The sequence below is a fragment of the Sphingobium sp. FG58 genome (assembly GCF_057809055.1).
In genome coordinates, this window is record NZ_JBMDJF010000001.1 from 284,687 (window position 1) to 297,938 (window position 13,252).

Annotated in this window: 17 protein-coding genes and 1 other RNA gene; 6 read left to right on the forward strand and 12 right to left on the reverse strand. The window is 64.3% G+C overall.

The genetic code is table 11. The annotated features are described in order from the left end of the window. Positions 1–38: 38 nt before the first annotated feature. From ACODR8_RS01495 to mscL, 11 genes are all read right to left on the reverse strand, one after another. Positions 39–353: a (2Fe-2S) ferredoxin domain-containing protein gene (locus ACODR8_RS01495; RefSeq protein WP_489005658.1), complete on the reverse strand. Its 315-nt coding sequence runs from the start codon at positions 351–353 to the stop codon at positions 39–41. Further along, the gene (locus tag ACODR8_RS01500) at positions 350–898 is read right to left on the reverse strand and encodes a J domain-containing protein (protein ID WP_489005659.1); all 549 of its coding nucleotides are present in this window, start codon (positions 896–898) and stop codon (positions 350–352) included. The genes ACODR8_RS01495 and ACODR8_RS01500 overlap by 4 nt, the downstream gene beginning before the upstream one ends. Positions 899–1,076: 178 nt before the next feature. Further along, positions 1,077–1,465, reverse strand: an RNA gene (rnpB, locus tag ACODR8_RS01505) — RNase P RNA component class A. A gap of 41 nt (positions 1,466–1,506) precedes the next feature. Next, positions 1,507–2,205, reverse strand: coding sequence for an N-acetylmuramoyl-L-alanine amidase (locus ACODR8_RS01510; protein ID WP_119747904.1), 699 nt, complete (start codon positions 2,203–2,205; stop codon positions 1,507–1,509). A gap of 99 nt (positions 2,206–2,304) precedes the next feature. Next, the gene (locus ACODR8_RS01515; RefSeq protein WP_489005660.1) at positions 2,305–3,183 is read right to left on the reverse strand and encodes a CheR family methyltransferase; all 879 of its coding nucleotides are present in this window, start codon (positions 3,181–3,183) and stop codon (positions 2,305–2,307) included. After that, a complete protein-coding gene (locus tag ACODR8_RS01520) occupies positions 3,183–4,265 on the reverse strand; it encodes a chemotaxis protein CheB (protein WP_489005661.1) in 1,083 nt (360 codons plus the stop codon). Before ACODR8_RS01520 ends, ACODR8_RS01515 begins: the two co-directional genes overlap by 1 nt. A 72-nt stretch (positions 4,266–4,337) precedes the next feature. Further along, the gene (locus tag ACODR8_RS01525) at positions 4,338–4,703 is read right to left on the reverse strand and encodes a response regulator (protein WP_006958812.1); all 366 of its coding nucleotides are present in this window, start codon (positions 4,701–4,703) and stop codon (positions 4,338–4,340) included. Between the two features lie 114 nt (positions 4,704–4,817). Then, a complete protein-coding gene (locus tag ACODR8_RS01530) occupies positions 4,818–5,255 on the reverse strand; it encodes a chemotaxis protein CheW (protein WP_294135956.1) in 438 nt (145 codons plus the stop codon). A gap of 4 nt (positions 5,256–5,259) precedes the next feature. After that, complete coding sequence (locus ACODR8_RS01535) at positions 5,260–7,662, reverse strand: chemotaxis protein CheA (RefSeq protein ID WP_489005662.1); 2,403 nt, start codon at positions 7,660–7,662, stop codon at positions 5,260–5,262. 131 nt (positions 7,663–7,793) lie between these two features. Next, complete coding sequence (locus ACODR8_RS01540; RefSeq protein WP_119747796.1) at positions 7,794–8,063, reverse strand: hypothetical protein; 270 nt, start codon at positions 8,061–8,063, stop codon at positions 7,794–7,796. Between the two features lie 144 nt (positions 8,064–8,207). Continuing rightward, positions 8,208–8,639: a large conductance mechanosensitive channel protein MscL gene (gene mscL, locus ACODR8_RS01545; RefSeq protein ID WP_489005663.1), complete on the reverse strand. Its 432-nt coding sequence runs from the start codon at positions 8,637–8,639 to the stop codon at positions 8,208–8,210. Positions 8,640–8,740: 101 nt separating this feature from the next. Here mscL and ACODR8_RS01550 point away from each other — a divergent pair, with 101 nt between their 5' ends. From ACODR8_RS01550 to ACODR8_RS01570, 5 genes are read left to right on the forward strand one after another with little or no spacing between them, the layout of a single operon-like run. Further along, complete coding sequence (locus tag ACODR8_RS01550) at positions 8,741–9,343, forward strand: LemA family protein (RefSeq protein WP_489005664.1); 603 nt, start codon at positions 8,741–8,743, stop codon at positions 9,341–9,343. Positions 9,344–9,355: 12 nt separating this feature from the next. Beyond that, the gene (locus tag ACODR8_RS01555; RefSeq protein ID WP_489005665.1) at positions 9,356–9,856 is read left to right on the forward strand and encodes a TPM domain-containing protein; all 501 of its coding nucleotides are present in this window, start codon (positions 9,356–9,358) and stop codon (positions 9,854–9,856) included. After that, complete coding sequence (locus ACODR8_RS01560) at positions 9,853–10,650, forward strand: TPM domain-containing protein (RefSeq protein WP_489005666.1); 798 nt, start codon at positions 9,853–9,855, stop codon at positions 10,648–10,650. Before ACODR8_RS01555 ends, ACODR8_RS01560 begins: the two co-directional genes overlap by 4 nt. Beyond that, the gene (locus ACODR8_RS01565; protein ID WP_489005667.1) at positions 10,650–11,327 is read left to right on the forward strand and encodes a TPM domain-containing protein; all 678 of its coding nucleotides are present in this window, start codon (positions 10,650–10,652) and stop codon (positions 11,325–11,327) included. Before ACODR8_RS01560 ends, ACODR8_RS01565 begins: the two co-directional genes overlap by 1 nt. Further along, entirely contained in the window at positions 11,324–11,854 is a 531-nt protein-coding gene (locus ACODR8_RS01570; protein WP_489005668.1) for an NUDIX hydrolase, read from the forward strand. The genes ACODR8_RS01565 and ACODR8_RS01570 overlap by 4 nt, the downstream gene beginning before the upstream one ends. 246 nt (positions 11,855–12,100) lie before the next feature. Here the strand turns inward: ACODR8_RS01570 and ACODR8_RS01575 are convergent, their stop codons facing one another. Continuing rightward, entirely contained in the window at positions 12,101–12,559 is a 459-nt protein-coding gene (locus ACODR8_RS01575; protein WP_489005669.1) for a DUF6456 domain-containing protein, read from the reverse strand. Positions 12,560–12,661: 102 nt separating this feature from the next. Between ACODR8_RS01575 and ACODR8_RS01580 the strand changes: the two genes are divergently transcribed. After that, entirely contained in the window at positions 12,662–13,225 is a 564-nt protein-coding gene (locus tag ACODR8_RS01580) for a helix-turn-helix domain-containing protein (protein ID WP_217673537.1), read from the forward strand. The last annotated feature ends 27 nt before the right edge of the window (positions 13,226–13,252 follow it).

Below are 13,252 nucleotides of genomic sequence, written 5' to 3' on the forward strand. Positions count from 1 at the left end.
CATTCCAACCGATTAGGCTGGAATTGGTAAGGATTGCTTTAACGATGTTCCGTCGGCGCAAGCCCCAGCGCCTGCGCCAGTGCGTCCAGATCCGCGCCGGGCTGCACCAGCAGCCACTCCCGGCTGGCCGCACCGTTCACCACCGTCACCGCGCCCTTGGGACAGACGCCCAGGCAACTGACCTCGACAATCCCCGCCGCCGCCTTGCGCCCCTTCTTCAGCGACAAATGCCGCTTCAGCGCCTTGGCCAGCCGCGTGTCGCCATCGGGACCAAAGCCGCCATCCAGCTTCTTCTCACATTTGCGGCAGACGAGGACGGTATTCTGCCAGTTGGATCGGACCAGCGACTTCAATCCACTGCCCCGCGCGGCTTCCACGTTCGCCGCTCTTCGGCGGCGCGCAGCACTTCATAGGCGGCCTGGATCGTCTGGAAACGGGCGGCGGCCTGTGCGTCGCCGGGCTTGACGTCGGGATGATATTCCTTGGCCAGCGTGCGCCAGCTTTTCTTCACCGCCTCGAAATCGGCATCATCCTCCAGGTCCAGTGCCTTCAACGCATGAAGTTCGTCGCGCGACCGGCTGCCATCACCCGGCCCGCCCCAGCTATGATAGGCGCTGCCCTGATAGCCGCCAGCGTCGCGCCGCTCGTCCCGCTCGCGCTGTTCGCGTTCTTCCTGGTCCAGCCCCTGAAAATAGTCCCAGTTGCGGTTATATTCGCCCGCATGATCGGAGCAGAAATACCAGCGTTCCGGGCTGTTGGGGGATTTGGGCGCGGGGCAGTCGCCCGGCTTGTCGCAGCCAAAACGGTCGCACATGCGCACGCGCTGCGCCTCACGCGATGCACCATAGGCACGCCAGCGGGGAAAGCCCCAGTCATTGGATCGGCTGTTTCGTGCCATTTGCCCGAATTAGGGAAGGTGCGGGCGGAAAGCCACCCCATCGCGCCATATTTTGAAAATGCGCGAAGAGCGCATTTTGAAGCCCGCACCGGCCCGCTCCCCCACCCGGCCACCCACAGAATATCCTGAATGGGCGGCCGGGTGGGGGAGCGGGCCGGTGCGGAAAATATCTCAAATAAATGCCAGAGGGCCTGTAAGCCGGGTTCTGTCCACCCCGTCTCCAGGGATAGGCGACCATTCCTCTAGGGAACGGATTGCTCCGTTCCTCAAGCAACCAACCCGGACGGTCTCGGTCGAAACAGACCTAGCAGCATGACACTGCGCGCCGCCCCTATTCGGTCTTGCTCCCGGTGGGGTTTACCATGCCGCCTTGCGTTGCCGCAGACGCGGTGCGCTCTTACCGCACCCTTTCAATGTCACTGGGCCGAAGCCTTAGCGACCTGCTTTCTGTTGCACTGTCCCTTGGATCACTCCAGCCGGTCGTTAACCGGCACCGTCATTTCGTGGAGCCCGGACTTTCCTCGCCGTGGAAGTTACCCGCCACGCCGCGGCCGCCCGGCCCTCTGGCGGAACGGTCCCTAGCCAGCTTCGGGCCTTCCGTCACGCCCTTATTCATCACCGCGCGGCTTGGGCAGCAGCAACGCCAGCAGGATGGCGCGACATTCGCCGCAAATCACCCCGTCGATCAGTTCGGGGCGAAAGCGCCGCTGGAACGCCACCACCGCCGCCTGCGGATCGGCAATATCATAGCCAAACCGTTCGAGCGCCAGCATGAAGCCGCCGTCGGTCCAGTGCGGGTCCATCAGATTCTTGGTCGGGCGCGGCAGGGCCAGCCGCAACCGCGCCAGTTGCGCCCAGGGAAACAGCTCCCCCGGATCCTGCTTGCGCGCGGGCGCGATGTCGCTGTGGCCGACGATATTGCCGCGCGTGATGCGATGCCGCTGAACGATGTCATGCACCAGCGGGATCAGCGAACTCATCTGGGTTTGCGGAAAGGGCCGATAGCCCCATTCATGCCCCGGATTGACGATTTCTATGCCGATGCTGGCGCTGTTGATGTCATCCACCCCGCGCCAGTGGGATCGCCCCGCGTGCCAGGCGCGCTTGGCTTCATCGACCATGCGGATGATCTGGCCATCCTCGGTCACGACATAATGGGCAGAGACTTTGGATTCCGGGTTGGCCAGCCAGTTGATCGCACTCGCCGCGTCCGGCATCCCGGTATAATGCAACACCAGCATCGAGACCGGCAGGCTGCGCTCGTCGAAATTGGGCGACGGCGTTTCGATCATCGGCAGCTCGTTCATCATGCCCTTTCGGCCCGCCCGTGCAATCGCGCGGCCTGGGCGCGACAATGGCGCAGCCGGGCGCGGCAATCAAGCATGGTTAAGGATTGGCCCGAACCCTCAGCCCGTCCGCCGCACCCGTCCGATCGCGCCTTCGGGTAGTGCCGCCTGCCGCGCATAGCCGCCGCGAAATTCGGGATGGGCGGTGAAATCGTCGCCCTGCCCGATCACCGTTTCGCCCGCACCCAGCAGCAAAATCGACCCGGCATGACTGTGCCGGGCGAGCAGCGACAGCACCGCCTGCCGCCGTTCGGGTGTGAAATAAAGCAGGACATTACGGCACAGCAACAGGTCGTAGGCACCGGTCGGCACCTTGGCATCGAACAGATTGTCGTGGCGGAAATCGATCATGCGCCGCAATTCGGGGCTGGCGCGCCAATCCTCGCCCGACGGCTCGAACCATTTGAGCAGGTCGCCGACCGCCAGCCCGCGCTGCACATCCATTTGCGAAAATATGCCCGATCGCGCCTGGTCGATCGCGGCGGTCGAAATGTCGGTCGCCAATATCTCGATCCGCCATCCGCTCCAGCGCGCCGCGTCGTTGCGCAGGCGGATCGCCAGCGAATAGGCTTCCTGTCCGGTCGAACAGCCCGCGCTCCAGATGCGCAGCGTCCGGTCGGACTTGTCGGCATGAATGGCGGGCAATATCTGCCGGTGGATCATGTCGAAAATCTGAAGGTCGCGAAAGAAGCTGCTTTCATTGTTGAGCAGCGCATCGACCACTTCCTGCTCCAGCCGTGCGTCGCCCTTGCGAAGCAGCTTGGCGGCCAGTTCGTCCATGTCGGTCAGGCCATGATCGCGCAGCACGGGTCGCAGCGCGGTTTCCATCCGCCACGCTCGGCCTTCAGACAGGACTTGCCCGGTGCGCGCTTCCAGCAGCCCGGACAGGATGCGCGCCGCGCCCTGTAATGTCGATGCGGGCGAAGGGGGCATGACCATCAAACAAGCACCTTTCCGCGCCGGGACACGAAGTCCATAATAGCTAGCGGCTCCATCACGGCGCAGGTCAGCCCTGCCCCCGCGACCGATCCGGGCATCCCCCACACGACGCTGCTGGCTTCATCCTGCGCGACGATCCAGCCGCCCGCTGCGACAATGTCGCGCGCACCGACCGTGCCGTCGCGGCCCATGCCGGTCAGGACGATACCCACCGCGCCCGCGCCATAGACGTCCGCCATGCTGGCGAACATCGGATCGACACCGGGCAGGTTGCCGGCCGGTGTCCGCTCCGGGTTCAGCGTTATCGTCACCCGGCCATGCAGGCCACGGCGCAGTTGCAGATTGGCGTCGCCGGGCGCGACATAGACGGTGTCGGCCATCAACAGATCGCCGGTCTCGGCGACCTTGACCCGCAGGCTGGTCATGCGCGCCAGTTGCTGCGCGAAATAGACGGTGAAGCTGGCGGGCAGATGCTGGGTCAGCAGCACCGGCACGCCCAGCGGCGCGGCCAGACCTTCAAATAACTGCCCCAGCGCATGGATGCCGCCGGTCGACGCGCCGATACCCAGGCAGGCGAGCGGCTGCGCGGCAGGCTGGACCATGGGTGGCGCAAGCGGGCGCTGCGGCGGCGATGGCGCGGGACGATCGGTGAACAGGCGGTTCAAACGTTCGATCAGCGTCTGGGGAAAATGCTCGCCAAAACTGCCGCTGCCCGGCTTCGACAATATGTCGCTGGCGCCCAGCGCCAATGCCTCGATGGCAGCCGCGCTGCCCTCCTCGCACTTGCCAGACAGGATCGCGACCTTGACGTCGGGATTGGCGTGCAGGATGGCAGGCAGCGCCGCCAGCCCGCTCTGCCCCGGCAATTCGATGTCGAGCAATACCAGATCAACATCATGCCCCGTCAGATAGTGCAGCGCCTGTTCGGCACTGTTCGTCTTATGCACCACGGCATAGGCCGGGTCGGCATTGAGGATGCGTTCGATAACGGTGCGGACGACAACCGAATCGTCAACGACCAGCGTGCGAACCGACTTGGGCTCGCTCCTGTGACTGGTCATGATCGGCGCGATGAAGGTCATCACGGGACTTTCTGCACGAAAGATGAAGGAAAGGTCGGAATTCTCCCAAGGATGAGGACTATGTCCCGCCCGCTAGATAACCCCGACGATGACCAGCTTGCTTTCCAACGTTTCCCGGTCAAACGGCTTCATCACATATTCGTCGGCCCCGGCCTCCACGGCCGCCTTGATATGGCCAATGCCATTTTCGGTGGTGCAGAAGATGATCTTGGGCCGTGCCGTCATCTTCGCGCTCGACAGCGCCTGAAGAAACTCCATCCCGCTCATCACCGGCATGTTCCAGTCGAGCAGGACGACATCGGGCGCAGAGGCTTCGCACTGGGTCAGGGCATCCTGACCGTCCACCGCTTCGCTGACCGTCAGGTCCAGCGATTCGAGGATATGGCGCGCCACCTTGCGGATGACCTTCGAGTCGTCAACGACCAGGCAATTCTTCATGAGGCGTCCCTTTGGTTTTGCGTCCCGGCTGACGGTGTAACCGGCAAAGCCAAGCAATTGGTAAACAAGACGAGGATGATTTTTCGGTTGGTCGCAAATTCTGCCCGCCCGTCCTTACGCCGCCTGCGCCAGCGCCCCACCCTCGATAAACGCAGCAAGCGACACCAGCAGCCAGGGATGCCCTTCATGCTCCACAATCGCGCGCGCATAGGGCGCCCAGGCCGGGCCGATCTGGCCGCGCAGGGGCAGTTCGCCTTCCGGCACGCGGCAAATGTCGGTGACGCCATCGACCATCAGGCCATAGCTGTGGCCGCTAATGTCGGCGATGATGGCCAGCCCCCGCTCCACGCGCGGACTGGCGACGCCATGGATCAGCGCCGCGACGTCGATGATGGTCAGCACCCGGCTGCGCAAAGCGGAAAGCCCGGCAATATGCGCGCCCATGCCCGGCACGGGCGACACGTCGGTCAGGCGGACGACGGCCTCGACCTCGCCCGTCTCGACCGCGATGCGCGTGCCTGCCAGCGTGGCGAAAAGATAGAGTCTGTCCATGGCCTTACCCTTTTCCTCCGGCCATCTGGCCCCAGGCGATCGCCGCCATCAGCGCGTCCCGATCATAGCGATAGATGCTGCTGTCCTGCGGTCCCGCCGCGCGGGGCGAGGCACGCAGATGGACGATGCGGCATCCGATCATCCCGGCCATGACGCCCGCCGTCTGCGCGGCGTCATGGCCGGTCAGCAGCAGCACGTCGCGCGGATCGACCGCGGCATCATCGGGCAGGCCCATCACCACCTCTTGCCCCGCCTGGCGCAGCAGCGGCGCCAATATGTCGCGGGTCCAGCCATCGTCGCTGTCGGCCAGCAGGCAGCGACCCCGCGCGCGTTCGACAATGCCGCCATCGGGCAGGCCGGCAAACAGCGCAAAGGGATTGATCACTTCCAGATGCTCGCCGTCGATCACCGCGACGCCGCTGATATGGCCATGCATCGCCACCATGTCCGGCACCATCGGCATCTGGACAATGTCCAGCACGGCCGCGACCGGATAGCAGGCTTCCACCGAACCATCGCGCAGGCGCAGCGCGGAAATCTTGTCACGCCCGAAATCGGTCAGGCCATTGGCCACCGGCACCAGCCGACCGTCGAGCCGGACGAAGGCGTTGCCGCCCGACCGGCCGAACAGCGACGCATCGATATCCTCGACCCGCTCGATCAGCGAAAGTTGCAGCAGGCGGCGTTCGCCCGAACATTCCTCGAACCGCAGCGCCGCGACCATCTCGACCCCGCTTTGCGCATCGGCATCCTGGTCCGATTGCCGCGCGGCGCGGTCGTCGATCATCGTCGGCAGCCTGGCCGCGCTGGCGATGCCTGCCGCGTCGAGCAGCAGCATCGGCTTGCCATTGTCGGGCAGGGTCATGCCTGCATAGACGCCCGACGCCATCACCAGTGGCGAAGCGGGACGGATCACCAGTTCCTCATGATTGTCCACCGCCGACACCCCCATGGCAAAGGGTACGCCGGTCGCCGAACGCACCACCATGATGGCGCGCGGCCCGGTCTCGACCGGCTTGTCCATGCCCAGCACATCTTCCAGATCGATCATCGAATGGCGCAGGCCACGGATCGTCGCGATCTTCGCCCCGCCCACTTCGCTGATCTGGAGCGTGTCATTATTGTCGTGCAGAATCTCGACCACCGCCGCGCGCGGGATCGCAAAATGCAGGCCGCCTGCGCGGATGATCAGGCCGGGAATGATGGTCAGCGTCAACGGCACCCGCAAAGTGATGCACAGGCCGCGCCCCGGATGATTGTCCAGCGCGATCAGCCCCCCGATCCGCTCCACATTGGCGCGCACCACGTCCATGCCGACACCGCGCCCGGAAATCGCCGTCACCTGATTGGCGGTGGACAGACCGGCCTGGAAAATCAGCTCCAGCCTGTCCGCCTCGTTCATGCGGGCGGCGCCTTCCGGGGTCAGGCGGCCAGCGGCGATCGCCTTTTCGACCAGCCGCACCGTGTCGATGCCCGCGCCGTCGTCGGTGACGACGATAACGATCTGGTTGCCCGACTGGCGCGCTTCCAGACGCAACTGACCCGTTTCCGGCTTGCCCGCCGCGCGACGCTTTTCGGGGGTTTCGATGCCATGGTCGATGCTGTTGCGCACGATATGGGTGAGCGGGTCGACGACCATCTCCACCATCTCGCGGTCCATCTCGACGTCGCCGCCTTCCAGGGTCAGGTCGATCCGCTTGCCCAGATCCCGGCCCAGGTCGCGCACCATGCGCGGGATCGCGGCAAACAGCCGTTCGACCCGCTGCATCCGCGTCTTGCTGATCACGTCGCGCATGTCCGCGACGCAGGTCGACAGCCGCTCGAACACTGTGTCCAACTCAGCGTCGACCGAGCGTTCGCGCAGCTTGCGCGATAATTCGTTGCGCGCCAGCACCATGTCCGACACGCCGTTCATCAACTGGTCGATCAGGCTAAGCGGCAGGCGAATGGTGCGCGGCCCTGAATGGCTGCCTTGCCGAGCAACCGCGACGGGCGCGGCGGCCTTGCCATACTCCACCTCCACCGTCAGCGATGGGTCGGATGGGGTTGTCAGCGCGGCGATCAGAAATTCGTCATTCTCATTGGGCAACGCTGCGCCCATCGCCACCGCCTCGGCCAGTTCGCCGATCCGGTCCATCAGGCCCAGCACCGCGCTGACCGTCGAGGGATCAGCGACTCGCTTGCCTGCGCGAATGTCGGACAGCACATCTTCGGCCGCGTGGCTCAGCCGCTCGAACCGGGGCAGGTTCAGAAAGCCGCAGCTGCCCTTGACCGTATGGAAAAAGCGGAAGATCGCATCGAGCCGGTCCCGGTCCGACGGATCGGCTTCCCAGGCGACGACTTCGCCTGCCAGCGCCTCCAGCGTTTCCTGGGTCTCGGAAATGAATTCTTGTAACAGTTCGTCCATGCCCATGGTCCCACGGATGCGCGCAAACGGCACCATGGCGGGACGTGGTTAAGAGCGGGTTAAAGCGCAAACAAAAGGGACGCCGCGATCCAATCGCGACGCCCCTTTCGATATTGGTCGGCGAAAAGCGCTTACTGCTGCTTTTCGACCGCATCCTCGGCCTTGTCGCCCGCTTCGCGCGTGGCTTCAGCCTTGTTTTCCAGCGCGTCGGCGGCGTTTTCAGCCGCGTTTTCGGCGCTGCCGGTCAGATTGTCTGCCATGGCTTCCATATTGTCAGCCTGATTGTCGATCGCATCCGCCTTGTTTTCGTACGCATTCTCGACCTGATTTTCCTTGGCCGAATCGCACGCGGCGAGGGCGACAAGGCTGGCAAGGCCAAGGATTTTGACGAAGGTTTTCACGGCGTTTTCTCCTGTTGCGCCCCCTGGGGCAGACGGCATTGTTCAACGGGCGGAAACGGCCTCAGCCGCTCCCTACCCTGACCGCGATCAACCGGTCACGCCGCCGATGGTTCCCGCAAACCGCTCCGTTCGTCGCATAGCGCCTTATTTTTGCAGCGAATCGCGAATCTCGCGCAGCAGGATGATGTCCTCCGGCGTCGCCGCTGGCGCCTCCGGCTCCGGCTTGACCGTCAGCCGGTTGACCGCCTTGACCAGCAGGAAAATGATGAACGCCAATATGACGAAATTGACCATGACCGTCAGAAACTGGCCCCAGCCGAACATGGCGACGCCTGCGGCCTTCAGGTCGGCATAGCTTTGCGGGTTGCCTTTATAGTCGGCAGGCAGGTCGCCCAGCCGGATAAAATAGCCCGAAAAATCCGCCCCGCCGAACAGATAGCCCACCACCGGCATGATCAGGTCATCGGTCAGCGACTTGGTGATGGTGGCAAACGCCCCGCCGATGATGACGCCGACCGCCAGGTCGATCACATTGCCGCGATTGATGAAGGTCTTGAATTCGCTGATCAGTCCCATGTCCGCCTCTTGTCCAGCCAAAGATAATCACTGGATGGCCCGTTGCGCGGGGCAGGACAACCGCCTATTTCGTGACGCAGATAATAGCTTGAGGATCTTCCATGACGCTCCTGCGCCGCTTTGCCCCGTTCCTGCTGCCGCTGCTGGGGGTTTTCGCCCTGTCCGCCTGCGGCATCAACAGCGTCCCCACGGCCGAGGAAGAGGCCAAGGCCAAATGGGCCGACGTTCAGGCGCAATATCAGCGCAGGGCAAACCTGACCGACAACCTTGTAGCCACAGTGAAAGCTGCGGGGAAATTGGAGCAAGGTACGCTTATTGGTGTTGCCGAAGCGCGCGCCAAGGCAACCTCGGTGCAGATTAGCGCTGATGACCTTTCCGATCCGGCAAAGGTGGCACAATTCAAGGAATCACAAGCCCAATTGAGCCAGGGCTTAGGGAGACTGATTGCGTCGGTCGAAGCCTATCCTGAAATCAAGAGCAACGAGAATTTCAAAAACCTGCAATCGCAGCTGGAAGGCACGGAAAACCGCATAGCCGTCGCCATCCGCGATTATAATGAAGCGGTGCGCGCCTATAACACCCGCATCCGCACCTTCCCCGACGCGATCGGCGCCAAAATCATCCACGGCGCCAAGCCCATGACCCCGTTCCAGGCAACGACGCCCGGCGCGGAAGAAGCGCCGAAGGTCGATTTCGGCAATTGATCGGCCAGGACGATGGTCAGACTGTCCTTTCTGGCCATCCTGCTGCTGTGTGGGTGCGCGCGCGCTCAGCAGCCGAAGGCCGCGCTGGAACTGACAGGCAGGGTCGTTGACAAAGCAGGGTTAATCGACCCTGCGACTGAAATCGCCCTGACCGCGCGCCTCGTCCGGCTTGAGCGCGAAACCGGCGCGCAACTGGTCATCGCGACGACGCGGAGCCTGAACGGCAAGGATATCGCCGCTTATTCCCTGGAACTCGCGCGCGCATGGGGAATTGGCGACAAGGATCGCAATGACGGACTGTTGTTGCTGGTTGCCCCCAGCGAGCGAAAGGTCCGCATAGAAGTGGGTACGGGCCTGGAGAGCGTGATGAAAGATGAAATCTGCGCTGGCATCATTCAGCGTCTAATGCTCCCGCACCTTCGGGCAGGTGATGCGCAAGAGGCCATCCTTGCGGGAACCGGCGGCATATTGCGGGTGATGAATCACCGTCCCGCCAAGCGATCGGCTGCATGAAAATCATCCAAGCCTTGATCCTCCTCGCGCTGCTGGCCTTTGCGCCGGCAGCGCAGGCCCAATCCTTTCCCAAGCTGACCGGCCGGGTAGTGGATGCTGCCGCCCTGCTGTCCCCGGCGCAGGAACAGGCGCTGACCGACAAGCTCGCCGCACTGGAAACCCAAAGCGGGCGGCAACTGGTGGTCGCGACCATCCCCGATCTTCAGGGCTATGACATAGCCGACTATGGCTATCGGCTGGGGCGCGAATGGGGGATTGGCGACAAGGCGAAGAATGACGGCGCACTGCTGATCGTCGCGCCCAATGAGCGCAAGATACGGATCGAGGTCGGCTATGGCATGGAAGGCCTGCTGACCGACGCCCAGTCGTCCCAGATCATCCGCGACGCCATCACCCCGCGCTTCAAGGCAGGCGACATGCCCGGCGGCATCGACGCTGGCGTGGCGGAAATCGGCGCGATCATGACCCTGCCGCCCGAAGAGGCCAAGGCCCGCGCAGCGGCGGCGCAGGCCGCCGCGCGCAAGGGACCGGGCGGCCATGTCGGCGGCATGGCGATGATCTGGGTCATCATCATGGTCGTTGCCTTCATCGCGCTGGCATCGCGTCGGCGCGGCACGGGCAAACGCTATCGCAGCGGTTCTGGCATGCCGATCATCCTGTGGGGGCCGGGCGATTCCGACTGGGGCGGCGGTGGCTCCGGCTGGAGCGGCGGTGGAGGCTTTGGCGGCGGTGGTGGTGGATTTTCGGGTGGCGGCGGCAGCTTCGGCGGCGGCGGCGCGTCGGGGGACTGGTGATGCAGCTTCATCTTTCAGCAGCCGACCACGCCCTTGTGTCCGCCGCCGTGGCGGAGGCGGAGGCCCACACATCGGGCGAAATCGTGACGATCGTCACCCGCCGGTCGGACGCCTATCATGATGTCGGACTGCACTGGGCGATCGCGGCAGTGTTCATCGCTCTATCTGTGGCAGCGGCCTTTCCAGAGCATCTGCGCCATGTCCTGTCCGCCCTGCTGCGCGACTGGGACCATGAGCTGGCGGACTGGAAATTGCTGACCGGGCTGCTCGGCCTGCTGATCCTGAAATTCCTGGTCGTACGCTATCTGCTCGCCATCCCGGCGCTGCGCATATGGATGACGCCGCGCGCGACACGGGCGCGGCGGGTGCGGCGGCGCGCGATCCTGCTGTTCCGCACCGCTGCCGAAGCGCGCACCCAGGGCCGCACCGGCGTATTGATCTACCTCTCGCTCGACGAGCATCGCGCCGAAATCGTCGCCGACGCCGCGATCAATGGCAAGGTCGCGCCCGAAGAATGGGGCGCGGCGATGGCGGCGCTGATCGACGCCATTCGCGACGGTCGCGCGGGCGAAGGGCTGGCGCAGGCGGTGCGGCAAGTCGGACTGGTGCTGGCCGCCCATTTCCCGCGCGCCGATGACGATATCAACGAACTTCCCGACAGGCTGATCGAATTATGAGCGACCCGGATGCGTCTGCGCCTGAAGAAGTGATGTGGGCCGGACGCTTCATCACCGCCAAGCGGCGCGGCAAATGGGAATATGTCGGCCGCGCGCGCGGCATCAAGGCTGCGGTGATATTGGCGGTCGATGACGGGCATGTGCTGCTGGTCGATCAATATCGCGTGCCGCTGGGCAAGCGCTGCATCGAATTGCCCGCAGGGCTGGTCGGCGATCATGACGCGGACGAGGATGCCAGCATCGCCGCCAGCCGCGAACTGGAGGAGGAAACCGGCTATCGCGCCGCCCGCCTCGAATCGCTGGGCGAATTTTTCAGCTCGCCCGGCATGGTCGCGGAAAGCTTCACCCTGTTCCGCGCCCATGATCTGCAAAAAACCGGCGACGGCGGCGGCGTGGATGGCGAAGATATCCACGTCCACCGCGTGCCGCTTGCCGGGCTGGAGCGCCAAGTCACCGCCTGGCGCGAGCAAGGCTATGCCATCGACGTCAAGCTGCTGTTGCTGCTCGGCGCTGGCATGATCGGCTGACGAGTCACGCCCGATTTGGAGATACAGTCGAGCAGGTCGAAGGGTGGGCGACTCTCCCCTTGCCGACGATTTTTGCAAAATGGACAATTTAAGGATTTTCACGTCATCCCCGCGAAGGCGGGGATCCATCTCCTGAGCCAAAATCAAAACGATAAGGTGGGAGATGGATTCCCGCCTTCGCGGGAATGACGGCATTTTATAGGAGCATCCGACTTTCGCACTGATCCTCGTAAGCGCATGCTCGCCTCACCCGACCCGATACCAGCCCGCCACCCGATCGAGCGCCAGTGTCAACACCAGCTTGCCCGCGCGGCTCGGCCAGCCCAGCGCCCGCTCCGCCGCGACCAGCCCCTCGCCAGCACACACCACCCGCCATAATATATCCGCCAGTCCCGGACCCGCCGCGCGTATCGCCCCGTCGAAGCGTTCGCGCGCCGACAATTGCAGCAGCGTCGGGTCCGGCTGCCACCCCGGCATGGCCCGCCCACCCGCGCGCGGGGCCGCGTCCCAACGCATCGTGACCCGCGCGCCCAGCCCCGCTTTCTCCCAGTCAGTACGCAACCGGTCGCCCGCGACATAATGCCGTTCGCTTAAGTGGCCGCGCGCATGGAGCCAGGCGAGAGGCGATTCGCCGATATGGACCAACACGGTCTGATGGCGGCCATGGGGGTCCTCGATCGTCTGTTCGATATGGGTGGCGGTCATGCGGCCTTCTCCTTTTGACGATGGGAATCGGGAAATCAGCCTTGCCATGGCGGATAGTTTGTAGGAAAGAGAAAACCAAATAGGTTATTCAGCGAGGCAGATATGATCACCCGCATCCGCGAAGTCCGCAAGGTAAAGGGGCTGACGCTGGAACAGGTCGGCGCGCTGTGCGATCCGCCCACAACCGCTCAGACGATCGGCCGTCTGGAAACCGGCACCCGCACCGTGTCGATCAAATGGCTCAACCGCATCGCGCTGGCGCTCGGCGTCACCAGCGCCGAACTCGTCGCCATGCCGGGGCAGAGCGAGGTGCCGGTCGCCGCGCTGCTGGGGCCGGACGGCGCGCGCGCGCCCACCCGCCCGCTGGCCTTCCCCTCCCCCGTCGCCGCCGATGGCATGGTCGGCGTCCATGTCAGCGCCAGCATCGGCGACTATCGCAGCGGCGACGCCATCTGGTGCCGCCGCATCGCGCCGGAGGATTTCGCCAGCGCGCTCAACCGCGACATTCTCTTGCCCCGCCCCGCAGGACGCTTCCTGTTCGGACGCCTGATCGGGCGGGAGGGCGACCGTTTGCAACTGCTGCCGCTGGGTTCCGGTGCGCGCCAACTGGTGCTGACCGACCCGCCATGGGCCGCAGTCGCGGAACAGCTCGTCCGACGGCTCTAGTGGTCCGATTCTGACATTTGCTACCCT